Source organism: Luteibacter sp. P1_D3 (genome assembly GCF_056406135.1).
Map to the genome: position 1 here is coordinate 61,570 of NZ_JBFUAT010000001.1, position 22,416 is coordinate 83,985.

The window sequence follows — 22,416 nt, forward strand, 5'->3', positions numbered from 1 at the left end:
GATGCCGCCCGTTTCGCAAAGGTTTGCCATGACCCTTGGCCCATGCGCTCAGCCCATCTCCCTGATGAGGTCGATCAGTGCGCGCAATGCCGCGGGCACATGGCGTCGACCGGGGTAATACAGGCATAGCCGGTCGAAGGGCGGTGTCCAGTCGTCCAGCACCCGCTCCAGCGTGCCGGCCGCAAGATCCTCCGCGATGTTGAACTCGGTCAGGTAGGTGAGCCCCAGCCCGGCGCGAGCCGCCTCCCGCATGAGATCGGGCTGGCCGAGGGTCAATTGCCCCTCGACGTCGATGCTGATGGCTTCACCGTGGCGTTCGAACTCCCAGTGGTAGATATGCCCCGCCGGCATGCGCGCACGAATGCAGCGATGACCGGCCAGGTCGGCCGGGGTCTGGGGACGGCCATGCGCCGCGAAGTACGCCGGTGAGCCAACGACCGCGAAGCGGATAGCCGGCCCAAGGGGCACGGCGATCATGTCCCCGGGCACGGTGTCGACCGTCCGGAATCCGGCGTCGAAGCCCTCACGAACGATATCGATCATCCGTTCTTCCGTGACCAGGTCGAGGTGGACGTTCGGATAGCGCTGCAGATAGGGGATGAGCAAGGGCAGCATCAGCCAGCGCGCGGCACCGGTGGACGAGTTGAGCCGGAGGGTCCCGCTCGGCGTGGTCGCCTCCTCGCCTGCGCGGTCGACGGCATCGCGAATGCCCGCGACCGCAGGGGCGAGGTCGGCAACGAACCGTTCCCCCGCCTCGGTCAGGCGAACGCTGCGCGTGGTCCGGTGGAACAGCCGCGTGCCCAGACGGGCCTCCAGTGACGCGACCGACTGGCTCAGGGCCGAGGTCGACATCTCCATCTCGGCTGCCGCCGCCCGAAAGCTGCCCAGCCTCGCCACGGCGAGTACCGCTTCGAATTCCGTCAGTCCCGATCGCATTGTCCGCTCCAGCTTCATGCCTCATCCGGCTTTGTCCGGCTTATCAGGCTAATCCTTTGCGCCCATTCTTGCCATCAAACCTCCCCCTCCCCCCCCTTTCGCGAGAATCCCCATGCACACGATCGACCAGATCTACATCGACGGCGCGTTCGTTACCCCGCACGGCGAAGAGCGCTTCGACTTGTTCAATCCGGCTACCGAAGAGGTCATCGGTATCGTGCGCCTTGCCGACCAGGAAGACGCCCGCCGCGCCATCGCGGCGGCGAAGCGCGCCTTCCCGGCCTTCTCCCGCACGACGATCGCCGAGCGCATCGCCCTGCTCCGCCGCATGCACGCGGCTGTGGAGGCCCGTGGCGACGACCTCTTCGCCGCCGTGCTCGAGGAATACGGTGCACCGGTCAATCGCGGTCGCTGGATGGTCGGGCATGCGTCGAGCGTCTTTCTCGATGCCATCGACACGCTCGAGCATTTCGAGTTCGAGCGCCGCAAGGGCACGGCGACCGTCGTCATGCAGGCGGTCGGCGTGGTCGGCCTCATCACGCCCTGGAACAGCGACGCCGGCTTCATCTGCGGCAAGCTGGCCACCGCCATCGCAGCAGGCTGCACCGCGGTGATCAAGCCGAGCGAAATGAGTGCGCTGCAGACGCGCGTCGTCACCGAGGCCCTGCACGCCGCGGGCGCACCAGCCGGCGTGTTCAACATCGTCACGGGCCGCGGCGACGTGGTCGGCGCCGCCATCGTCGATAGCCCGGATATCGCCAAGATCTCCTTCACTGGCTCGACCGCCGTCGGCAAGGGCATCGTCCGCGCCGCCGCCGATACGCTCAAGCGCGTCACGCTGGAACTCGGCGGGAAATCCCCCGTCGTCATCCTCGACGATGCTGACTTCGACGCCGCCGTACCGCTGGCCGTGATGGCCGGCTTCGCCAACAGCGGCCAGGCCTGCATCGCCGGAACGCGTCTGCTCGTGCCGCGCGCGCGCCTTGCCGACTTCGAAACGCGCATGGCCGCCGCCGTGAATGCCGTGGTCTCGGGTGATCCGTCCGACCACGCCACGGAGGTCGGTCCCATGGTCAGCCAGAAGCAGTGGGAGCGCGTGCAAGGCTATATCGACAAGGGTATCGCCGAAGGCGCGCGCCTGATTGCGGGTGGTATCGGCCGGCCGGAAGGCTATTCGCGTGGCTGGCTGGTCCGCCCCACCGTCTTCAGCGACGTGCGCAACGACATGGTCATCGCCCGCGAAGAGATCTTCGGACCGGTGCTGTCGATCATCGCGTACGACGACGATGAAGATGCCATCGCGATCGCCAACGACACGCCGTATGGCTTACAGGCCTACGTATTGTCCGTCGATACGGCACGCGCGCGCCGCGTCGCCTCGCGCATCGATGCCGGCCGCGTCTTGATTAACACGCTCACGCATGAGCCGAAGGCACCGTTCGGCGGGTTCAAGCAATCCGGTCTCGGTCGCGAGTACGGCAGCTTTGGCCTTGAGGCTTATCTCGAGCCGAAGGCCTTGCTTGGCGTCGATGCCTGACCGGACCGGCAGGCCGCTAAGCCGCTGGCCATCAATGCGACTTGGCGATGTCCACGGCGGTGAGGGTCAGTGTCGCCCGGTGAACAAAACCGAGTTTCTCGTATAACCGCGTGGCACCCTCGTTGCCGGCCGAGACATGCAGGAAGGAAACCAGTCCTTGTTCGCGATGCCGGTTTACTAATGCCACCAGGAGTGCCCGGGCGAGCCCTCGCCCGGCGAACTCCGGATGCGTGCAGACGGCGCTGATTTCGCGGCCCCCGGGTACGGCCATGCGCTCACCGGCCATCGCGATGAGGCGGCTTTCCTGGAGGACACCGACGTAGGTACCCAGGGCTGCCGTGTGCTCGCGGAAGAACTCGGGGTAAACCAACGAAGTGAGCGCCCGCATGCGCTCGCGGTGTTCGTTGCCGAGCACGCTCACGGTCTCTTCGGTATCCAGGTCGGGCGCATCCAGGGAGCGGACCAGTTGGAGGGTGTCGGCCACCGCATGCCCGGCATCGACGGGCGCGCGTACCCACCGCTCGGGCAGGATCTCCGGTGCGACGCCGAGGAAATAACGCCGGCCGACCAGGCGCGGATCGTCGACCACGTGGGCAGCCGGGCTCGCCACCGCCACGAAGGGTGCATAGGCATCCCCATACCAGAGCGCATCGCCCGATCGACGGGCCAGCGCTGCGTGTTCGCCCGTGAGCGAGTGCCACAGCGGATTATCGAGTACGGAGGTATCCATGCCTGCCTTCCGATGACGAATGTCACATCATGGGGGTCAACCCGAGCGCATCACAACAGGCTCTGTTACTTTTCTTCGGGTTCGCACTCAATCCGGGGATCCCATGCTCGCTCGTACCTGCCTTGTTCTCGCCCTAGCCCTCGCCCTGCCCGCCGTCGCCGAGGAGGCGAAAAAGGCGCACACGCCCACCGCCAAGGAGTTGCTGGCCAAGTCGACGGCCGCCGAATGGCGCACCCCGGATCCGCAGAACCTCGTCTATATGGACCTTCCGCAAGGCCAGGTCGTCATCGAGCTCGCGCAGGACTGGTCGCCGGAACATGCCGCCAATATCCGTACCCTGATCCGCGAGCACTACTTCGACGGCACCCAGGTCATCCGCGTCCAGGACAACTTCGTCACCCAGTGGGGTGACCCCGACGGCGACGACAAGAAAAAGGCCAAGAGCCTGGGTAGCGCCAAGGAGACGCTGACGCCGGAATTCACGCGGAAGCTGGGCGGCAAGGCCATTCCGTTCACCAAGCTACCGGACGGCGACGTCTACGCGCCGGAAGTCGGCTTTTCTGAGGGCTTCCCCGTGGCTCGCGACACCAAGGCCGGCGAAGCCTGGATCGCGCATTGCTACGGCACCGTGGGTGTCGCACGCGACGTCGGCGCCGAGACCGGCAACGGCAGCTCGCTCTACGCCATCATCGGCCAGGCCCCGCGCAACCTCGACCGCAACCTCGCCGTCGCCGGCAAGGTCATCAAGGGGATGGAGTTCCTCGCGGCGTATCCGCGTGGTGGCGAACCGATGGGCTTTTACGACAAGCCCGAGCAGCGCGTGACGATCAAGAGCGTGCGCCTTGCGGCCGATGTTCCCGAAGCGCAGCGCACGCCGATCCAGGTGCTGCGCACGGACAGCAAGACGTTTGCGGCGGTGATCGAGGCCAAGCGCAACCGCAAGGACGATTTCTATACGCGGCCGGCGGGGAAGATCGATCTGTGCAACATCAGTGTGCCGGTGCGTGATCCGTCGAAGCCTGTCGCACCCTGATCGGAGAGCGTCGCCGATAAATCGGCTCCTACAGAGGTGTCGGTGCCCTTGTAGGAGCCGATTCATCGGCGATCCCGCGCCAGCGGGCCAGCTCACCACACCAACTCGCAATCGCGAATCACTCGCCGACTGACATCGCCGCCCTATCCGCCACGATCTCTTCTCGCAACGCGCGCAGCTTCGCCTTCAGCTTCGCCTCGTTCTCCGGCCCCACGCGAATCATGAACTTCTGCCCGACCGACAACTGCTCGAGCGCCTGGTTCGCATAAACGTATCCGACCTTCTCCGGCAGAAGCTGCTGGTTACCCTTCGGCTCCGGCGCAGCAAGCAAGTGATCGATCACCTCGATCAGCCGGTCGTTGAAGTAGCCGTTGGTACCCAGATCGCGATAGGCCTGCTGGAACAGCGGGTAGTTGCGCTTGTACCAGGCGGCGGCCGCCTTGGTATTAATCCGGTCAGCGACATACATGTACGTCGCGTAGCGATCGATGTTCTTCTTCGACGCGACGAAGTTGCCGTCGTCTGAAACCACCTGGAAACGGCCCGTCGGCGTGCGCAAGGGCACCACGTTCATGCCGACGCTCTGCTTCGGCAGTGCATCGATCGTCGAGACCATGCGCGAGACGATCGCCTCGGGGCGCAGCAGGGATTTCAATGCACCGTCACTGGTCAGGGCCATGAGACCCGCCAGTACTTGGTCATCGCTCTGGTCCAGGGCTGGCAAGGCCGTCGTCGACCCACTGGCGGGACCGATCGGATGTTGCACGAGAGGCGCATCGTGCACGGTGGTCGACGACGCGGACGCCGCCGGTGCTGTCGAGAAAGCGGGCGCCGTCACGGCATCACGCGCCTGCTTCTCCCGGAAGATGAAGATGCCGACGACGACCAGAATCGCAACGATCAGCAAACCCGCAACCCACTTCGAACCCGACGACTGACTGCTCAACGCAGCTTCTCCTGCCAAAACCTAGCCCCATGGGACTACGAACGGCGGGTTTGGTTCAAGGTTGACCGGGAAACTGATCCGCATCGATCACGTAGTCGCGGTAACGATGTCCTCCGGCGAAACCGAGGTCGAACCCGTAGACCATGCGTACCGCAAGGTTCGTATCCACATGGCAATGGAACCGCGAGACAAGGCCCGTAGCCACTTTCCGCGCGATCTCTTCATCGTCCACGCCCGTACCGCGTAAGGACACCGTGACACTGGTGCAGGTCCGAGGCGTGCCTTCGACAGGCGTCCAGCGAATCCACGCGGCGCGCACCAAAGGCCGCCCCAGCGACGGCAGCTGTGTCGCCTTCGACGATGTGCCCGGCGCAAAACCGACGTAGACCGGATAGCCCGCCATGCTGATGGGTACGCCGGTTACCACGAAGATGGCCGCCACCGCGAGGTGCGCTCGCCAGAGCGTCAGGCCGCTCATCGCCTGGCGCGATGCCCGGCCTCGTACGACGAATGCACCCGACGCCAGGTCATGCAGCCCCTGACGAGTCGAGCGGTTGAAAGCGAGCATGTAGATCGACGCTATCGCCAGGCCGCCCATGAGGCCGCTGGCCGCGCGCTCACCATAGGACGCGTCACTCATCACGACGATGGTGCCGTTGAACATCATCGGAGCCACCAGCACACCGGCGCGAAGCATCGATTTGGGCAGCGACACGACGCGACCTGCCGCGTCCACCACGCGCAGTCCGAAGGCTCGCTTTCCTGGTGTGGATGCGCCGAAAGGGCCGCTGTCGAGCAAGCCAAAATAGAGGGTGGCGATCACGAACCCGAGCAGTCGGTCCCAACCGCCCAGCCACGCCAGCTGATCGAACATGAGCTGGCCAACCACGCCGCCGCCCAACGCCAAGATCATCCAGTCGACGGCAAACGCGCCGAGCCTTCGCCAGAATCCGCCCAGCGACACCCGCGGTGCCGCCGCCCCTGAAACCTCTTCCATGCTGCCTCCGTTTATCCAACCATGATGCACCGGCCCAGCCGCTTGCGGGAAGGGCCAGTCGGCACCTAGTCTGAGTTTGCCGGACATCCCCCCATGGTCCGGCACCAGGGCACCACCCCATCGATAATGTCTGTAGGAGGCACCATGGCTTTCTCTGCACGGCAAGACGCTACCCCGATCTCGGGCATCAATGTCACCCCGCTCGTCGACGTCCTCCTGGTCCTGTTGATCATCTTCATGATCTCGGCACCGGTCATCGCCCACAAGGCTCGTGTGGACCTGCCAGCGCCAGGCTCACAACCGCCCACGGCAATGATGGAACCCATCGACATCACCATCGAACCTAACAGCATGACGTTCTGGAACCATGTACTGGTCACGGATGCCGCGTTGGCGACGCAGATGCAGATCCTTGGCGCACGGGAAGGAGACAAGCCAGCGATCCACATCGGCGCGTCGGACGATGCAGCGTACGAGGATGTGGCGAAGGTGCTGGCTGAGGCGAAGGTCAACGGGCTTTCGAAGATCGATTTCGTCAACCGTTGACGCACCCGGCTACGGGCCGCTCTACGGCAAGGATTCGATGTCGCCGTAGAGCTGCCCCGCAATCAATCGTTCACTAGCGACCAGCGAACGATCCACCGAATTGTCCGCCACGCGGATACATTCCTCCGTTGCACGCCGCGACGCCTCCCCATCGCCGACTAGATGCGCGCGCCACGCCTCGCACCGCGCAGCAAAGGATGAGTCACCCCGCCGGGACCGCCGGAGGGCATCCGGGGTCGGCAGTCGGGCAACGTCCCGATGAACGACGGCAGCCGAAAAGGCCATCTCGGAACGCATCAGGTCGATTAACTCGGCAAACCTGGACTTCGCGTATCGTTGCACGGGAAGCAGATCATCAAGTCGCGCGCGAAGCTCGGTCGCCAGCTCCCACTCGCCGCGCTGCTGGTGCCGCTTGAGCGCAAACCAGACTCCGCTGATCGACTCATCTAACAGCATGTTGAGGTCGGCTTGCCCCAACGATGAGAAGGGTGTCCCACGCACCATGCGCGACAATGCGAGCGTCCGGGCCATCCACGCACCCGAAGGCGGATGCTTCCACCAGCGCCACGCCATGACGCCTGCGGCCTCGAGTATCGGACCAGCCGGAGTCAACGGACTGGGAAACAGGCTCGACAGTGGAGTTAGGAGTACAGCAACCACTCCGGCCATCGACCAGCGGCCGGCATCCGTCTGAATCAGCGGAATCGTCAGCGCCACTAGTACGGCGACGATGACCGTCGACGCGACGCCGCCCAAGGCGAAGCGGATCATTGGCAGGCGCAGTGGCTGGGAGGGATCAGGTAGAGCGTAGACATAGCCGGCGGGAAGCGGGTGAATGTAGCGTTTCCAGCGAAGCTTCCAGCCAACTCGGCGTGGCAAAATATCCACAGCACCGATGCGCATCGCGACGACGACCATGCCGGAACGGCGCGCGGCGACGTAACGCCCTGACTCATAAACGACCCTTCCAAAGGGAACGGCGACCATCAGCGTGAGGAGAAGGATTACAAACGCGACGCTACCTACCGCTGCGACATCGCACAGATAAGCTGCGCCAAACAGCAGATACACCACGACACGCCCCATGCGGACGCCAACACGTGTCCACGCCGGCGTCAGCGACCATTCTGCCCGGCCTTCGCCGTCCCCTCGATCGGTTCCGTCCATACGCCCCCTTCCTTTGCACCCGATCAAGCATCGTATGCGAACGCACGGCACGTCAACGACTCAGGGGGTGGCGGCGAGCTTCTCGGCCATGGAGGCATCGATGAGGCACGTCAACGGCGAGGCCGCCGCATCGATGTGAACGATACCGTCCGGATCGGGGGCGTGATACCAGAGCGGGCCGCCGACGCACGGCGTTCGCCTGGATACCTCCCCCATCACCAAACGCCACGTACGCAACGCCATCAGCGCCGTCGTCGTCTGGCCCGGGTGCTCACCGTCTGCGGGCGTCCACGCAGCTTCCGGATACAGAGCCATCAGCTGCCGGCGAGTCTCGCTGATCTCGATCATCGGCATGTGCGCGAGCGCAGCGATACGGCGCTCTCCCTTTACTTCGCCCTGGCTGACCTGGGAATTCGCGCGTTGCCAGGTACCCAGGTAATACACGCGGGCACCGGCAGCGCGGGCATCCCGAGCTAGCGATATCGTTGCCTGATCCGTTCGGGCAAACGCCGCCAGCCGCGTTTCGCAACCCGGTGTACACGTGGCATTGCCACCGCGTTCCTGGAGGATGACGTCCGTGTAACCGCCCGTTGCCAACGCCTTCATCACCACGGGGTCGTGGTCGTAGTCTTCCAACGCCGCGCCGGCCCGGGCGATCATGTCGACCCTCAGGTGTACTCCAGCGGGCGCGAGCGATGCAAAGGCAGATGGGAGGTTGTTGACGTAGGTCAGGCTGTTGCCGATGAAGAGAACACGACGTCGATCACCGTGCTCGGCAGTCGCAGAGATCGCAGGGGGATAGGCACGGCGCAGGGCAAACTTCTCCGACGCGAGGTAGATGGTGTCGTGATGCTCTTCGGGACGCGGCACATATATCCAGTCAAGGCCCGTCGGAGCGTCCGATTTCAGTATCGCGGCAAACTTCGCCACGTTCGGCGCGATGTTGTCCTCGTCGGCCGAGGTGAGGAAGAGACGACGGCTGGCATGTGCCTGCTGCCTGAGCAGCGCCGGCGCATCGCGCAGCAATGCCCCGTCGTTCCACCACAGGCTCGGGCTGATCGCGACGACCGTGTCGAACAACCCAGGCTCTCGCAGGAAGGTCTCTACCGAGAAAAGCCCTGCCAGTGACTCGCCGATGATGCCGCGATGGCCGTCGACCCTGTAGCGGCGCCCGATCTCGGGAATGAGCTGCCTGGCAATGAACGCGCGGAAGACCGCCGAACCACCCACGCGCGGCGCAATCGCCATGTCGGATGCGACGCTGGTCGGCCCGGTCATGTCGCGACGGCGTTCGGTGTTCTCGATGCCGACGAGGATCAGCGGCTGGACCTCACCGGCACGAATGCCGGCGTCGACCGCCTCCGCCAGATGCGGGAAGTCCTCCTGCATGCCGCCGTCCGGCATGTAGAGCACAGGATAGCGGGCCTGTGACGCCTCGTAGCCTGGGGGCTTGTAGACGTTGATGACGCGGGTTTCGGCGGGGGATGTCGTGGCGAGGGTGAAGGTGTCGTGGGGTGGGGTCTGGGCGCTTGCGGCCGGCGACACCACGCAAAGCGCCAGGGCGAGGATCATGGCCCTGACGCTAGCACCCATCGCCGATGAATCGGCTCCTACCAAGAGCGATGCATCGGCTCCTACAAGGAGGCGCCTCACGCGTTACATGTTGCGGCGGTACTCACCGCCGACGTCGTAGAGGGCGTGGCTGATCTGGCCGAGGGAGTTGTTCTTTACCGCGTCCATCAGCTGCTCGAACACGTTGCGACGCTCGCGGGCGGTCTTCTGCAGGGTGCGCAGGCTTTCCGGGGCAAGGCTGTTGCGGGCGCGGCCGTAGAGCAGCACGTTGTCGATCTGCTGGCCCTTCTCTTCTTCCGTGGAGCGGATGAGTTCGATTTCGGTCGAGATCTCGCCACCGTGGTCCTTGGGCAGGAAGGTGTTGACGCCGATGAGCGGAAGCGAGCCGTCGTGCTTCTTGTGCTCGTAGTACATCGACTCTTCCTGGATCTTGCCGCGCTGGTACATGGTGTCCATCGCGCCGAGCACGCCACCGCGCTCGCTGATCGCCTCGAACTCCTTGTACACCGCTTCCTCGACCAGGTCGGTCAGCTCGTCGACCACGTAGCTACCCTGCCACGGGTTCTCGTTGAAGTTGAGGCCGAGCTCGCGATTGATGATCAGCTGGATCGCCACCGCGCGGCGCACGCTTTCTTCGGTCGGCGTGGTGATCGCTTCGTCATACGCGTTGGTGTGCAGGCTATTGCAGTTGTCGAACAGCGCGTACAGGGCCTGCAACGTGGTGCGGATGTCGTTGAACTGGATTTCCTGCGCGTGCAGCGAACGGCCGGAGGTCTGGATGTGGTACTTCAGCATCTGGCTGCGCGCGCTGGCACCGTAGCGCTCGCGCATGGCGCGTGCCCAGATGCGGCGGGCAACGCGGCCGATCACCGTGTATTCCGGGTCCATGCCATTGGAGAAGAAGAACGACAGGTTAGCCGCGAAGTCGTCCACTTTCATGCCACGAGCGAGGTAGTACTCGACGATGGTGAAACCGTTCGACAGCGTGAAAGCAAGCTGGCTGATCGGGTTCGCGCCCGCTTCGGCGATGTGATACCCGGAGATCGACACCGAGTAGAAGTTGCGCACCTTGTGGTCGACGAAGTACTGCTGGATGTCGCCCATCATGCGGAGCGCGAACTCCGTGCTGAAGATGCAGGTGTTCTGCGCCTGGTCTTCCTTGAGGATGTCTGCCTGCACGGTGCCGCGTACGTTGGCCAGCGTGAAGGTCTTGATCCGCGCGTAGGTTTCCGCGTCGACCACTTCCTCGCCCGAGATGCCGAGCAGGCCGAGACCGAGGCCATTGTTGCCTTCGGGCAAGCCGCCGGTATACGTCGGGCGATTGCCGTCGGCGTAAAGCTGCGCGATACGCGCCTTGGCGGCCTCCCAGCGCGAGGGCTCTTCGTTGAGGTACTTCTCGACGTTCTGGTCGATCGCCGTATTCATGAACATGGCGAGGATGATCGGCGCCGGGCCATTGATCGTCATCGAGACCGACGTGGACGGTGCCGTCAGGTCGAAGCCGGAGTACAGCTTCTTCATGTCGTCGAGCGTGGCGATGGAAACGCCGGAGTTACCGATCTTGCCGTAGATGTCCGGGCGCGGGGCGGGGTCTTCGCCGTACAGCGTGACCGAGTCGAACGCCGTCGACAGGCGCGCCGCGGCGCCGCCCAGTGAGAGGTAGTGGAACCGACGGTTGGTCCGTTCAGGCGTGCCCTCGCCCGCGAACATGCGGGTCGGATCCTCGCCGGCGCGGCGATAGGGAAACACGCCGCCGGTGTACGGGTAATAGCCCGGGAGGTTCTCGCGCATGAGGAAGGAGAGCAGTTCGCCCCAGTCCTTCGTCTTGGGCGGAGACACCTTGGGGATCTTCTGGTGGCTCAGCGAAGTGCGGTAGTTCTCGACGCGGATGACCTTGTCGCGCACTTGGTATTCGGTGAACTCGTCGGTGACCGAGGCGAAGCGCGACGGCCATTCGCGCAGCAGCGCGATCGCCTCGCTGCTCAGCTCGCGGACGGCCTCGTTGTAGCGCTGGCGAAGCGTCGACAACGAACGGTCACCCTCGACGCTCAACGCATCGTGATCGTAGAGATCGAACGCGCGCGGCAGCGCCGCGTCACCGATATCCTTCAGCGACTCGTAGTAATGCTGGGCCTTGCTTGCTGCTTCGGCCTGCTTCGCGATACCGCTGTTCACGCCACGACCCTGCTCGGCGATCTCGGCGAGGTAACGCACGCGATTACCCGGGATCAAGACCGTGGCGCGGGGTTCACGCAGCGTCGTGTCGATGTCCGGCGTCCAGGTGGCCTCCGGCAGCGAAAGCTTGCCGCGCATCAGGCGGCAGAGATTGGCGAACATCCAGGTGACGCCCGGATCGTTGAACTGGCTGGCGATGGTCGGATAGACCGGCACGTTCTCGTCAGCCATCTGGAAAGCGGTGCGGTTGCGCTTCCACTGCTTGCGCACGTCACGCAGCGCATCTTCGGCGCCACGCTTGTCGAACTTGTTGAGCACGACGAGCTCGGCGAAGTCGAGCATGTCGATCTTCTCGAGCTGGCTCGCCGCGCCGTACTCGCTGGTCATCACGTAGACGGGGAAGTCGACGAGGTCGACGATTTCCGAGTCACTCTGGCCGATACCGGCGGTTTCCACGATTACCAGGTCATAGGCCTGCGACTTGAGGAAATCGATGCAGTCGTGCAGCACGATCGACGTGGCGGCGTGCTGGCGACGCGTCGCCATGGAACGCATGTAAACGCGCGGGCTGCGCAGCGAGTTCATGCGGATGCGGTCACCCAGCAGGGCGCCACCGCTACGGCGACGCGTCGGATCCACCGCGAGCACGGCGATGCGAATCGACGGGAAGGCATGCAGGAAGCGCAGCAGCAGTTCGTCGACGACGCTGGACTTACCGGCGCCACCGGTGCCGGTCAGGCCGAGGACGGGCGTCTTGTTGCCGGCGAGTTGCCATTCCTTGCGCAGGCGCGCCAGCTCGGCTTCGGGAAGCAGGTCTTCCTCGATCGCCGACAGCATGGCGCCGATCGAGATCTCGTCTTCCACCGAAGCCGTTACCGGCGCCGCTTCGACACGCTGGCTGGCCGCGGCGCGTGTACGCGACATCACGTCTTCGATCATCTCGGTGAGGCCGAGCTTCATGCCGTCGTTCGGGTGGTAGATGCGCTCCACGCCGTACGCCTGCAGCTCACGAATTTCCTCGGGCGTGATCGTGCCGCCACCGCCGCCGAACACGCGGATATGGCCGGCGCCGCGCTCGCGCAACATGTCGACCATGTACTTGAAATATTCCACATGGCCGCCCTGATAGGACGACAGCGCGATGGCATCGGCATCTTCCTGAAGCGCCGCGCGCACGACGTCTTCCACCGAGCGGTTGTGCCCGAGATGGATCACCTCCGCGCCCTGGCTCTGGATGATGCGACGCATGATGTTGATGGCCGCGTCGTGCCCGTCGAACAGGCTCGCCGCCGTGACGAAGCGCAACGGCGTCGCCTCCGCGTCGGTGTGGCTGGCGGGGATGTGCTTGGGCTGCGAGCTCATGGAAACTCCGGGGAAGATCGACTGCGGGTGGGGAACCCCGCAATTCTAACGCCGGAGGCGGCACGGGCTCTGGTGCAGTGCAGCGAAGCCCGCGCCTGCGCGATTAGCCCAATCCCGCGGAATACAGGCTCGCACGATGCGTCGTGATCCCCGCGCGCTGCTCGTGCCCCAACGGCAATACCGAATTCACGATGAATACCTGCGGCCGGGTGTTCGGCCCGGTGAGTTGCATGAGCACCCGCTCGCCAAGACTGCCTTCGTGGCTGCGTATTTCATTGGCCAGCGCGGCGGACATGGGAGGCTCGGCGGCCTGCTCGGGATCGTCCCAGAGGTCGCCGACGCGGTGGAACTGTTCTTCGCTGACCTCGACCCAGACGCCGATGTGGTAATCGTCCTTGCGACCTTGCACAGGCAGCGGCAGGGTCGCGCGAAGAAAGAAGCGTTCGTCGTCGATCACGCACGCATCGTCGCTCTCGTACACGTCGAGCGAACGCTCGTCGTTGCCCATCTCGAAAATGGCATCGGGCCGGCCGTAGCTGAGTTCCAGCTCGTCTTCCTCGTGCGTCGCTCCACAGATCGCGCAGGTAGCTGTCATGGGACCGCTCCGTGAGGTAGAGGTCGATGGTAGCTCAGCTGACGTCGGCCCCACCGAGAAAGGCGATCGCCGTCGTCATGACACCTTCATCGTCGACGATGCGGCGGTGACCCAGCCGGCGCGTCTTCAACAGCACGGCGCCCGGCCAGAGCCGTGCATAGAGTTCTCCCTCTTCCACCGGCACGTCGCGATCGGACACGTCATGGATGATCAGCGCGGGCTGGGTGCGTTGCGGCGCATGCCGCTCCACGTGCAGGGCCTCGATCGTCACCCCGGTGCGGGCAGCCAGCACCCGGTGCAGGGGCTCGCGCAGGTGTTCGGCGAGCCGGACGAAGCGGGCAAAACGTCGCGTTGCCGCCATCGGGTCAGCGGCAGGCGCGATCAGCACCACGCGTTTCGCGCTCCAGCCGTCGCCGAGCGCCAGCGTGACGGCAGCGCCGCCCAGCGAGTGCGCGATCACCCCTTCCGCATCGCCGTAGTGACGGCCGATGGCCGCTACTGTCCGAGCGAAGTCCGGTAGCGTGCATAGCGTCCCGCCGCTTTGTCCGTGCCCGGGCTGATCGAAGGAAACCGCGGCCCAGCCCTGCGCAAGGAGCTGCGGTGCCCAGCTTTCCCAGCGCAGGCCCATGCTCGACCAGCCGTGGGCCAGCAACACATACGGCTGCGTGGAGGGATCGCCCCACACATACGTAGCGATGGATTCGCCGGCGACATCCACATGGACCTTGCGTGCCGACATGGTGGCCTGCGCGTGTGCGGCCCGCTGGCGGCTGCTCGGCAGCGGGGTCTGGAAGACCCGGGCGGCGTGGGCCACCGTGCGGGTCGGCGCCAGACGGCTGCCGAACCGGTAAGCGAAGCGGATGCCCAACAGGGTCGCGACGGTGCGCACGCCAAAGCGGCGGGGTGGTTTCATGGGATGGGGACCGGTGACCTGGGGGGATGGGCAAGCTTTCGCGAAGCTGAATACTACCCCGGAGGGCGGGTCAACCCCTCGCAAGGAAACCGCGTTCTGGCGCACGAATCCGCATTCGCGGACGTCCCGAGGAGAGAGTTCATATGACGACCCTGACCCGCAAACTCGTTGCCCTGGCTGCCCTTGGCCTGGTCGCGGGCGCCGCAACCTACACCCCGCCCGCCGCCGCGCGGGAAGTTGTCGAAGTGGTCACCGTCGGCACCCGTCCGCCGCCGCCCCGCTTCGAGCGCGTGCCGCCGCCCCGATCCGGCTACGTCTGGGCACCTGGCTACTGGAACTGGTATGGCGGCCGTTACGTCTGGGTCGGTGGCCGCTGGAACACGTATCGTCCGGGCTATGTCTATCGCCCGCCGGTCTGGCGCCCCTACGGCCGTGGCTATCGCATCGAGCGTGAGACCTGGGTCCGCGACCCGCGCTGGCACCGATAAGCACCCCGTTGCTGCGCCGCACCTACACGGACGCGCACAACGGTTTAAACTAGGCAGCTGACACGACATCTCGCCCCCGCCATCCGGCCGGGGCGATTTTTTTGGATGGTCATTACCGACCCGTGATCCCCATCACGGGCTTTCACCTCGAAGCGCGGTGCTGCTGCCGCTTGTCACTGGAGTTTGCGTTCGATGATTTTCGAAACCATCGCCAACACGGGCCACGAAGAAGTCGTCTTCTGCCATAACAAAGACGCCGGCCTGAAGGCCATCATCGCGATCCACAACACGGTCCTCGGCCCGTCGCTGGGCGGCCTGCGCATGTGGCCGTACAAGACCGAGCAGGACGCGGTCAACGACGTGCTCCGCCTGTCGCGCGGCATGACGTATAAGAACGCCGTGGCCGGCCTGAACCTGGGCGGTGGCAAGGCCGTCATCATTGGCGATCCCTCCAAGGACAAGTCCGAAGCGCTGTTCCGCGCCTTCGGCCGCTTCGTCAATTCGCTCAACGGCCGCTACATCACGGCTGAAGACGTCGGCATCGACGTCAACGACATGGAATACGTCTACCGTGAAACCGAGTACGTCACCGGCGTGCACCAGGTCCACGGCGGTTCGGGCGATCCCTCGCCGTTCACCGCGTTCGGCACGCTGCAGGGCCTGATGGCCGCACTGCAGGCCAAGCATGGCAACGAAGACGTCGGCAAGTACAGCTACGCCGTGCAGGGTTGCGGCCACGTCGGCAGCGAGTTCATCAAGCTGCTCCGCGAGCAGGGCGCCAAGGTGTTCGTCACCGACATCAACAAGGATGCCGTGCAGCGCTGCGTCGACGAACTCGGCTGCGAAGCCGTTGGCCTGGACGAAATCTATGACGTCGACGCCGACGTCTACAGCCCCTGCGCCCTGGGTGGCACGATCAACGAACAGACGATCGATCGCATCAAGGCAAAGATCATCTGCGGTGCGGCCAACAACCAGCTGGCGACCGACGCGATCGGCGACGAACTCGCCCGCCGCGGCGTGGTCTACGCACCGGACTATGCCGTCAATGCCGGCGGCGTGATGAACGTCTCGCTGGAAATCGACGGCTACAACCGCGAGCGCGCCATGCGCATGATGCGCACGATCTACTACAACGTCGGTCGCATCTTCGAGATCTCCGCCCGCGACAACATCCCGACCTACAAGGCCGCGGACCGCATGGCCGAAGAGCGCATCAGCGCGATCGGCAAGATCCGCCTGCCCCACATGGGCAACGGCGCACCCCGCTTCCAGGGTCGTATGCGCGGGCAGTAATCGCTACGCGTTATGGGCAACACGAAAGCCGCCGGAGTGATCCGGCGGCTTTTTTGTGGGGGACTACAACGTTTGGCTGATCGAGGCATGGCGCGATTGCCGACAGTATGAGCTGCCGCCCATGTGGGCGGCGCACTCTTGAGGATGGAACCCCATGAACGCTGGAAAAAAGCTCTCCTTCGGCAGCAAGGCCGACGCCGACCTGGACCCCGCCTTCGGCGAACGAGGCAAGGCCATCTTGCCCAATCCTACCGGCTACAGGTCGACGGACATCTACGGCATCGCCACGGCGCACGACCATTCGATCTTCGCCGCCGTGGTCTGTGACCAGCAGTTTGGCATCGTCAAACTGCGACCCGATGGGGCGCTCGACACGAACTTCGGCGACGGCGGTTTCCAAGTCGATCCGGAAATGGGCTCCTTCTTTGCCGAACTAAAGATGTTGCCGGATGGTCGCATGCTTGCGTGCTACAAGCCTACCGGTGGAGTGACGCAGCGATTCCTTCTGCGGTTGACCGCCAGGGGTGCGCCGGACGCGACATTCGCCGCTCTCGGCATCCTGCCGTTGGAATTCGGTGAGTATCAGTTGCTCCATGCCGACATGATTCCGCTGTCCGACGGAGGTATCGTCCTTATGGGCGGTGCGGGTCTCAAGGAAGGTGGCGCACCGTCGGGAGGAATGATCGTTCGCCTGCTGGAAGACGGAACGCTCGACCCGACCCTCGGCGGGACCGGCTTCGTGCACGTCCCATTCGACAGCGAGCCCTACGATGTCGAGTACGCGGGGGTGATTCAGGACGACAAATACGTACTCGCCAGCAAGATCGGCGCAAACGCGGTCATTCGCCGATACCTGCCAAATGGAGAGCGGGACATGACGTTCGGCGTCGACGGCCAGTATGTTGCGGCAACGGGCAACGCCGAGGCCAGGTTTGTCGACATCCTGCATTCCGACAAGGGAAGTTTCGTAGGCATCGGTAACGCCCACGAATCAGGTCGCAGCCATGCCTTCCTGATAGGAATCGATGCCAACGGCGCACCTGACATGGGTTTCGCCAACGGGGAACCTGTTTACCTGCAAAGGCTTGGCGGCACGTACGTGAAACAGGCCACGTTCGATGACGCGGGAAGAGTCGTCATTCTTGGCAGCTTCGGCCCCATGAGCAAGCCGAGTGCCGTGCTTGTCGCCCGCTATACAGCTGAAGGCGTGCTGGATGAATCGTTCGGCGATGACGGCTACATCGCCATTCCCATATCGAACGGTTTCCTGGAGCCGCGCGGCCTTGCCATCCAGGGCGAGTTGGGCATCCTGACCTCCGCATGGTTTCAACCCACTTCGGGCAATCCTGACGAACCCAAGATTGACTGCGTCATGCGCATGCCTCATTCGCCGATCACCCGGGCGCCGTAGTCGCTGAGACCGGAATTCAGCATCGATTCTGGGTAAGTCCGTTCAGCGGGTGGAGGCAACCAGCGCCGGCGAAGCCACATGGTTCGCCGGCGAAACAACGAAGGCACCGAGCATCAGCAGGCAGGTCAGGGCACCGGCGACAAAGAAGGTCTTCAGCAGGGCGGTTTCGAATGTCATGGTCGTTCTCCTTGGACGATGAATGAAGCGGGGTCGTGATATCGGTTGCATCGGGCGTGCCAACCGTCGAAATTCCCTGCAGAGCGCATTCCTGCGCGGCTTCTGCCGCGCCAACCTGGCCAGTGCCGGTGTCCGCGGACGTTGGCCCAGGCGTCCGGACGCTGTCCGCCAGCCGGACAGGCTTCTGTAGGACCCGATTCATCGGCGAACGGGTGCTAGCCATAACCGGGCCCGCTGCCGCGGGGATCGCCGATGAATCGGCTCCGACAGGGGCCGGGGGCAGCCTGTCGCAAGAAACCTCCCTCTGCGGCAATCTGCTACACTTCGGACACCCCGGGCTGTCTTGTAAGGCTTTGCCTACATGGAGCTTTTGGGTCAAGGGGGACGCCGTTCGCGGCGGCAACAAACCAGAATCTTCGATCACGACTTTCGTCGCCTCGATGACGGCGTGGCCGCCCTTTTGCCCGGGGTGACCGTGTCCGTCCGGGGATGAAATGGACTTAGCCAGCTTATGAGCGCGATGCCAGCCGAAACCTTCACCTTCGACGACGTGCTCGCACGTTTGCGGTCCGTGCTGCACGAGACCTTCGAAATCGACCCGGCGAAGGTCACTCCCGAGGCCAACCTGTTTACCGACCTCGAGCTGGACAGCATCGATGCCATCGATCTGGCCATCCAGGTGCAGGACATGACCGGCACCCGGATCAAGCCCGAGGACTTCAAGAGCGTGCGCACCGTAGGCGACGTGGTCGCTACCGTGCAGACCCTCGTCGCCCGCTGAGCGGACCGATGGCCGGCAGCACCGCACCGCGCGGCACCGCGGCGCGACCCTTCGCGCCCTGCGCGGTCGTTCCGATCTACAACCACGGACGAACCATTGCCGCGACCGCCAACGCGCTCGCCGGGCACGGCTTGCCGGTCCTGATCGTGGACGACGGATCCAACGCCGAGACCCGCGCCCTCCTCGACACCCTTGTCGACGGCCGTGACGACCTACGCCTGATCCGTCTTGCCACGAATGGCGGCAAAGGCGCCGCCTTGAGCGCCGGCTTCATCGCCGCCTTCGACGCCGGTTACAGCCATGTGCTGCAGATCGACGCCGACGGACAGCACGACACGGCCGACGTACCTCGCTTCCTGGCCGAGGCGGAAGCCGCGCCGGACGCGATGGTCTGCGGTCGCCCGATCTACGACGACTCCGTGCCTCGCGCCCGTCTTTACGGGCGCTATCTCACGCATGCCTGCGTCTGGGCCGAGACCCTGTCGTTCGCGATCCAGGATTCGATGTGTGGTTACCGTCTCTACCCGCTGGATGCCACGCGTGCGGAGATCGCGCGCAAGCCGTTGCCAACCCGCATGGACTTCGACACGGAGATCGCCGTGCGCCTGTTCTGGCGTGGCGTCCCGGTGCGCAACCTGCCGACCCGGGTGATCTACCCGGAAAACGGCCTGTCGCATTTCCGCATGTGGCGCGACAACGCGCGGATCACCGCGATGCATACGCGCCTGCTGCTCGGCATGGTGCCGCGTGCGCCGGGCCTTCTCCTTCGCAAATTCAGCAACAGGGCACCTTGATGCGCCGCTTGATCGCCTTCGTCACCCTGTTCTGCGCGTTCGCCGTCCACGCACAATCGCCGACCCTCACCGACGACGTGCTCGGTCACCTCGCGAAGCACCCGCAGGTGCGCGCGGAATTTACCCAGAGTCGTGAAAACCCCGCGCTTGCCGAGCCGCAAGTCAGCCATGGCGACCTGTTGTTCGTCACCGGCCATGGCATGGTCTGGCACACACGCGATCCGTTCGAGGACACGCTGGTCTTCGCCTCGGGCGACACCTCGCGGCTCAACGCACAGCGCAAGCTGGAGCGCGTTCGTGACGGCAACCGCGGCGTCAGCCAGGTGTCCGGGATGCTGCAGTCGCTGCTCGCCGGCAAGTCCGACGACGCCGCACGCCAGTTCACCATCAGCGCCGAGGGCACACCGGGACACTGGACGCTGCACTTCGTGCCGCGCCAGTCCCGCGTGGCGAAGGTGCTCGCGGGCATCACGCTCAAGGGCGACGACTTTCTGCAGTCGATCGAAGTGGATCTGGCCAGCGGTGAGCGGACGCTCATCACCTTCGCCAACACGCGCGACGCTGGCTCGCTGACCCTGGTCGAAGCCAAGGTGCTCGGCATTCCATGACGTCGCCGTCGACTTCGCAGCGCGCTGGCCTGTTCGCACTCGCGTCGCTGGTCGTGTGCCTGCTGTGCGCGTGGCTGTTGTTCGGTCGTGGCACGTCGCCGTTGCAAACCGATGTTCTCACCCTGCTGCCCGCGACGGAGCGCCATCCGCTGGCGGAGGATGCCGTCGAGCGACTGGCCCGTGCCAGCGGCGATCGGATGGTGCTGCTCGTCCACGACAAGAACGACGACACCGCCAAGGACGCCGCGCGCGAACTAGGCGCCGCGCTGAGTCCCGACCCGGTATTCGCCTCGGTGATCGCGGAACTGCCACCGTTCGATCTCGACCAGCTCGTGACGCCCTTCCTGCCGTTTCGCTTCCACCTGCTGACGGCAGAGGACCGGGCAGCGATCACGACACCGGGCTTCGACCCCGTCGATGCGCTCAAACGGCGCCTCAACCAGCCCTTTGGCGCCAATGTCGGCGCGAGGCTCACCGACGATCCCTTCGGCTGGATGCAGCACTGGCTCGATCGCCAGCCATGGAACCGCTCGGCCCTCGTGCCGGAGGATGACCTGCTCACCGTACGCCGCGACGACGGCACGTATGTGCTGGTCATCGCCACGCTCAAGGGTTCGTCGTACGACGATGTCGTGCAGCGCCGTGCGCTGGCGGCGCTGGCCCACGCGGAAACCGCCATGGCGGCGAAGCATCCGGGCACGACGCTGCTGCGCACCGGGGCGATCTTCTACGCGGCGTCCGCCCGCGCCGGGGCCGAGCACGATACGCATGTGGTCGGTATCGCATCCACCGTGGGTATCGCGCTGTTGCTGCTGTTGGTGTTCCGCTCGCTGCGTCCGCTGCTGATCGCCTTCCTTTCCACGGCACTTGGCGTGATCGGCGCAATCGCCACCACGGTGCTCGTCTTCGGCCAACTGCACCTGCTGACCCTGGTGTTCGGCGCGGCGCTGCTCGGTGAGGCGGTGGATTACTCGATACAGTACCTGTGCGCCCGCGCCAATGCCGGCCCCCAGTGGAACGCCGAGCGCGGCGTGCGCCAGGTGCGTCCGGCGCTGTTGCTCGCGCTGGCCACCTCCCTGCTCGGCTACTCGTTGCTCGCCGTCGTGCCTTTCCCCTTCCTCCGCCAGATGGCCGTCTTCGCCATTGCCGGCATGGCCATTGCCTGCGCCAGCGTGTTCTGGCTGCTGCCGGCACTGGCGCAGAAGCCGGCAAGGGCTCCGCTAGCGCCGGCCCTCGTGCGACTGGCCCTCGGCTGGCAGCGCATCGCCTCGGGGCGACGCGCCCTGCTGGGCGTGGCGGTGCTGTGCGTCGTCGCCATTCCCGGCTGGCTGCGACTGGGCCACGATGACGATATCCATCTGCTCATCTCGCCACCGAAGACGCTGGCAGCGCAGACCGCGACGATCCGCGACGTCGCCGGCTTCGGCGGCGGCAGTCAGTTCTGGCTGGTGGAAGGGTCCACCGCCGAGGAAGTGCTCCAGCGCGAGGAAGCACTGACCGACCGGCTGCAGGCCTGGGTGGCCGATGGCAAGCTCGGCGGCTGGACCGGGATCACCGCGATGCTCCCATCTGCGCGTCGGCAGGCTTCGAACATCGCCGCGCTCACGCCGCTGTTCACGCCACGCGAGCGCATGACCGCGTGGCTGGGTCAGGCCGGCTTCCGTGCTGAGGGGAGTGCCGGCTTCGTTGCAGCCTGGCCAGGCCGCGCCTTCACGCTCGACGACTGGTTGGCCATGCCTGCCTACACGCCGTTTCGCTATCTGTGGATGGGCGGCGGCGAGCATGGCGTCGGCAGTATCGTCGCGCCGCAGGGCCAGGACGACGCGAACCTGCTTCGCGCGGCGGCCGATGGCCTGCCGGGCGTTTCGCTGGTCGACAAGCCGGCCAGCATCACCGCCCTGTTCGGTCGGTATCGCGGCTATGCCGACGTCTGGCTCGGCGGCGCACTGGCGCTCGTCGGACTGGCCTTCCTGTGGCGCTATGGAGCACGCGCCGCATGGCGCGTTCTTTTGCCGCCTGCCGCCGGTATCGTGCTCAGCGTCGCCGCCCTCGGCTACCTTGGCGAACCACTCACGCTGTTTCACGTCATGGCCTTGATGCTCGTCCTCGGCGTCGGCGCCAATTACGCGGTCTTCCTGCGTGAGGGCGAACCGCATGTCGCCCACCTTCCGGGCGCGGCGTATGCCGGTGTCCTCCTCTCGGCGGTCACCGCCCTGCTTTCCTTCGGCCTGCTCGCGCTCAGCACGATGCCGGCCCTGCGACACTTTGGCCTTACCCTGCTCCTCGGGATCGGCTTCACCGCGCTGCTTGCGCCGGTAAGCGTCCCCGCACCGAAGAATCGAACCGCATGAA

At 65.0% G+C, this 22,416-nt stretch carries 20 protein-coding genes; 10 read left to right on the plus strand and 10 right to left on the minus strand.

Annotated elements, in window-relative coordinates; all coding sequences use genetic code 11:
• Nucleotides 1–48 precede the first annotated feature (48 nt).
• Complete coding sequence (locus AC1DYM_RS00330) at nt 49–936, minus strand: LysR family transcriptional regulator (RefSeq protein ID WP_477334875.1); 888 nt, start codon at nt 934–936, stop codon at nt 49–51.
• Nucleotides 937–1,048: 112 nt separating this feature from the next.
• On the opposite strand from AC1DYM_RS00330, the gene AC1DYM_RS00335 reads away from it, so the two are divergent.
• Nucleotides 1,049–2,473, plus strand: coding sequence for an aldehyde dehydrogenase family protein (locus AC1DYM_RS00335; RefSeq protein ID WP_477334877.1), 1,425 nt, complete (start codon nt 1,049–1,051; stop codon nt 2,471–2,473).
• Nucleotides 2,474–2,504: 31 nt separating this feature from the next.
• On the opposite strand, the gene AC1DYM_RS00340 is transcribed toward AC1DYM_RS00335, so the two are convergent.
• Complete coding sequence (locus AC1DYM_RS00340; protein ID WP_477334879.1) at nt 2,505–3,203, minus strand: GNAT family N-acetyltransferase; 699 nt, start codon at nt 3,201–3,203, stop codon at nt 2,505–2,507.
• A gap of 103 nt (nt 3,204–3,306) precedes the next feature.
• On the opposite strand from AC1DYM_RS00340, the gene AC1DYM_RS00345 reads away from it, so the two are divergent.
• Nucleotides 3,307–4,236: a peptidylprolyl isomerase gene (locus AC1DYM_RS00345; protein ID WP_477334881.1), complete on the plus strand. Its 930-nt coding sequence runs from the start codon at nt 3,307–3,309 to the stop codon at nt 4,234–4,236.
• 118 nt (nt 4,237–4,354) lie between these two features.
• Here AC1DYM_RS00345 and AC1DYM_RS00350 read toward each other — a convergent pair whose 3' ends face one another.
• Both AC1DYM_RS00350 and AC1DYM_RS00355 read right to left on the minus strand, forming a co-directional pair.
• Nucleotides 4,355–5,182: a DUF3014 domain-containing protein gene (locus AC1DYM_RS00350; RefSeq protein ID WP_477334883.1), complete on the minus strand. Its 828-nt coding sequence runs from the start codon at nt 5,180–5,182 to the stop codon at nt 4,355–4,357.
• 55 nt (nt 5,183–5,237) lie between these two features.
• On the minus strand, nt 5,238–6,179 hold the full coding sequence (locus AC1DYM_RS00355; RefSeq protein WP_477334885.1) for an RDD family protein: 942 nt from the start codon (nt 6,177–6,179) through the stop codon (nt 5,238–5,240).
• A 144-nt stretch (nt 6,180–6,323) separates the two neighbouring features.
• Here AC1DYM_RS00355 and AC1DYM_RS00360 point away from each other — a divergent pair, with 144 nt between their 5' ends.
• Nucleotides 6,324–6,725, plus strand: a complete 402-nt coding sequence (locus AC1DYM_RS00360) for an ExbD/TolR family protein (RefSeq protein ID WP_477334887.1) — start codon at nt 6,324–6,326, stop codon at nt 6,723–6,725.
• Nucleotides 6,726–6,746: 21 nt separating this feature from the next.
• On the opposite strand, the gene AC1DYM_RS00365 is transcribed toward AC1DYM_RS00360, so the two are convergent.
• The 5 genes from AC1DYM_RS00365 to AC1DYM_RS00385 form a co-directional block, all read right to left on the minus strand.
• Nucleotides 6,747–7,892 carry a hypothetical protein gene (locus tag AC1DYM_RS00365; protein ID WP_477334889.1) on the minus strand — a complete coding sequence of 382 codons (1,146 nt, stop codon included), beginning with the start codon at nt 7,890–7,892 and terminating at the stop codon, nt 6,747–6,749.
• Between the two features lie 60 nt (nt 7,893–7,952).
• Complete coding sequence (locus AC1DYM_RS00370; RefSeq protein WP_477334891.1) at nt 7,953–9,464, minus strand: alpha/beta hydrolase; 1,512 nt, start codon at nt 9,462–9,464, stop codon at nt 7,953–7,955.
• Nucleotides 9,465–9,548: 84 nt separating this feature from the next.
• A complete protein-coding gene (locus AC1DYM_RS00375) occupies nt 9,549–13,001 on the minus strand; it encodes a methylmalonyl-CoA mutase family protein (protein ID WP_477334893.1) in 3,453 nt (1,150 codons plus the stop codon).
• A gap of 103 nt (nt 13,002–13,104) precedes the next feature.
• Entirely contained in the window at nt 13,105–13,596 is a 492-nt protein-coding gene (locus AC1DYM_RS00380; protein ID WP_477334895.1) for a DUF2199 domain-containing protein, read from the minus strand.
• Nucleotides 13,597–13,630: 34 nt separating this feature from the next.
• Nucleotides 13,631–14,509: an alpha/beta hydrolase gene (locus tag AC1DYM_RS00385; protein WP_477334897.1), complete on the minus strand. Its 879-nt coding sequence runs from the start codon at nt 14,507–14,509 to the stop codon at nt 13,631–13,633.
• Nucleotides 14,510–14,652: 143 nt separating this feature from the next.
• Between AC1DYM_RS00385 and AC1DYM_RS00390 the strand changes: the two genes are divergently transcribed.
• From AC1DYM_RS00390 to AC1DYM_RS00400, 3 genes are all read left to right on the plus strand, one after another.
• The gene (locus AC1DYM_RS00390) at nt 14,653–14,997 is read left to right on the plus strand and encodes a YXWGXW repeat-containing protein (RefSeq protein ID WP_477334899.1); all 345 of its coding nucleotides are present in this window, start codon (nt 14,653–14,655) and stop codon (nt 14,995–14,997) included.
• Between the two features lie 192 nt (nt 14,998–15,189).
• Entirely contained in the window at nt 15,190–16,293 is a 1,104-nt protein-coding gene (locus AC1DYM_RS00395) for a Glu/Leu/Phe/Val dehydrogenase dimerization domain-containing protein (RefSeq protein WP_046966271.1), read from the plus strand.
• A gap of 154 nt (nt 16,294–16,447) precedes the next feature.
• The gene (locus tag AC1DYM_RS00400; protein ID WP_477334901.1) at nt 16,448–17,704 is read left to right on the plus strand and encodes an NHL repeat-containing protein; all 1,257 of its coding nucleotides are present in this window, start codon (nt 16,448–16,450) and stop codon (nt 17,702–17,704) included.
• A 42-nt stretch (nt 17,705–17,746) separates the two neighbouring features.
• On the opposite strand, the gene AC1DYM_RS00405 is transcribed toward AC1DYM_RS00400, so the two are convergent.
• Nucleotides 17,747–17,881 carry a hypothetical protein gene (locus AC1DYM_RS00405; protein WP_477334903.1) on the minus strand — a complete coding sequence of 45 codons (135 nt, stop codon included), beginning with the start codon at nt 17,879–17,881 and terminating at the stop codon, nt 17,747–17,749.
• A gap of 511 nt (nt 17,882–18,392) precedes the next feature.
• On the opposite strand from AC1DYM_RS00405, the gene AC1DYM_RS00410 reads away from it, so the two are divergent.
• From AC1DYM_RS00410 to AC1DYM_RS00425, 4 genes are read left to right on the plus strand one after another with little or no spacing between them, the layout of a single operon-like run.
• The gene (locus AC1DYM_RS00410; protein WP_477334904.1) at nt 18,393–18,662 is read left to right on the plus strand and encodes an acyl carrier protein; all 270 of its coding nucleotides are present in this window, start codon (nt 18,393–18,395) and stop codon (nt 18,660–18,662) included.
• Nucleotides 18,663–18,670: 8 nt separating this feature from the next.
• Nucleotides 18,671–19,456, plus strand: coding sequence for a glycosyltransferase family 2 protein (locus AC1DYM_RS00415; protein ID WP_477334905.1), 786 nt, complete (start codon nt 18,671–18,673; stop codon nt 19,454–19,456).
• Entirely contained in the window at nt 19,456–20,064 is a 609-nt protein-coding gene (locus tag AC1DYM_RS00420) for a LolA family protein (protein ID WP_477334906.1), read from the plus strand. The genes AC1DYM_RS00415 and AC1DYM_RS00420 overlap by 1 nt, the downstream gene beginning before the upstream one ends.
• Nucleotides 20,061–22,415, plus strand: coding sequence for an MMPL family transporter (locus AC1DYM_RS00425; RefSeq protein ID WP_477334907.1), 2,355 nt, complete (start codon nt 20,061–20,063; stop codon nt 22,413–22,415). Before AC1DYM_RS00420 ends, AC1DYM_RS00425 begins: the two co-directional genes overlap by 4 nt.
• The last annotated feature ends 1 nt before the right edge of the window (nt 22,416 follow it).

What these genes read in the sequence shown, in the direction of transcription:
- AC1DYM_RS00370 (WP_477334891.1), bottom strand. Translation starts at nt 9,464, where the DNA reads ATGATCCTCGCCCTGGCGCTTTGCGTGGTGTCGCCGGCCGCAAGCGCC.
- AC1DYM_RS00395 (WP_046966271.1), top strand. Translation starts at nt 15,190, where the DNA reads ATGATTTTCGAAACCATCGCCAACACGGGCCACGAAGAAGTCGTCTTC.
- AC1DYM_RS00420 (WP_477334906.1), top strand. Translation starts at nt 19,456, where the DNA reads ATGCGCCGCTTGATCGCCTTCGTCACCCTGTTCTGCGCGTTCGCCGTC.
- AC1DYM_RS00330 (WP_477334875.1), bottom strand. Translation starts at nt 936, where the DNA reads ATGCGATCGGGACTGACGGAATTCGAAGCGGTACTCGCCGTGGCGAGG.
- AC1DYM_RS00355 (WP_477334885.1), bottom strand. Translation starts at nt 6,179, where the DNA reads ATGGAAGAGGTTTCAGGGGCGGCGGCACCGCGGGTGTCGCTGGGCGGA.
- AC1DYM_RS00360 (WP_477334887.1), top strand. Translation starts at nt 6,324, where the DNA reads ATGGCTTTCTCTGCACGGCAAGACGCTACCCCGATCTCGGGCATCAAT.
- AC1DYM_RS00375 (WP_477334893.1), bottom strand. Translation starts at nt 13,001, where the DNA reads ATGAGCTCGCAGCCCAAGCACATCCCCGCCAGCCACACCGACGCGGAG.
- AC1DYM_RS00405 (WP_477334903.1), bottom strand. Translation starts at nt 17,881, where the DNA reads ATGACATTCGAAACCGCCCTGCTGAAGACCTTCTTTGTCGCCGGTGCC.
- AC1DYM_RS00390 (WP_477334899.1), top strand. Translation starts at nt 14,653, where the DNA reads ATGACGACCCTGACCCGCAAACTCGTTGCCCTGGCTGCCCTTGGCCTG.
- AC1DYM_RS00380 (WP_477334895.1), bottom strand. Translation starts at nt 13,596, where the DNA reads ATGACAGCTACCTGCGCGATCTGTGGAGCGACGCACGAGGAAGACGAG.
- AC1DYM_RS00425 (WP_477334907.1), top strand. Translation starts at nt 20,061, where the DNA reads ATGACGTCGCCGTCGACTTCGCAGCGCGCTGGCCTGTTCGCACTCGCG.
- AC1DYM_RS00415 (WP_477334905.1), top strand. Translation starts at nt 18,671, where the DNA reads ATGGCCGGCAGCACCGCACCGCGCGGCACCGCGGCGCGACCCTTCGCG.
- AC1DYM_RS00385 (WP_477334897.1), bottom strand. Translation starts at nt 14,509, where the DNA reads ATGAAACCACCCCGCCGCTTTGGCGTGCGCACCGTCGCGACCCTGTTG.
- AC1DYM_RS00335 (WP_477334877.1), top strand. Translation starts at nt 1,049, where the DNA reads ATGCACACGATCGACCAGATCTACATCGACGGCGCGTTCGTTACCCCG.
- AC1DYM_RS00400 (WP_477334901.1), top strand. Translation starts at nt 16,448, where the DNA reads ATGAACGCTGGAAAAAAGCTCTCCTTCGGCAGCAAGGCCGACGCCGAC.
- AC1DYM_RS00365 (WP_477334889.1), bottom strand. Translation starts at nt 7,892, where the DNA reads ATGGACGGAACCGATCGAGGGGACGGCGAAGGCCGGGCAGAATGGTCG.
- AC1DYM_RS00340 (WP_477334879.1), bottom strand. Translation starts at nt 3,203, where the DNA reads ATGGATACCTCCGTACTCGATAATCCGCTGTGGCACTCGCTCACGGGC.
- AC1DYM_RS00410 (WP_477334904.1), top strand. Translation starts at nt 18,393, where the DNA reads ATGAGCGCGATGCCAGCCGAAACCTTCACCTTCGACGACGTGCTCGCA.
- AC1DYM_RS00345 (WP_477334881.1), top strand. Translation starts at nt 3,307, where the DNA reads ATGCTCGCTCGTACCTGCCTTGTTCTCGCCCTAGCCCTCGCCCTGCCC.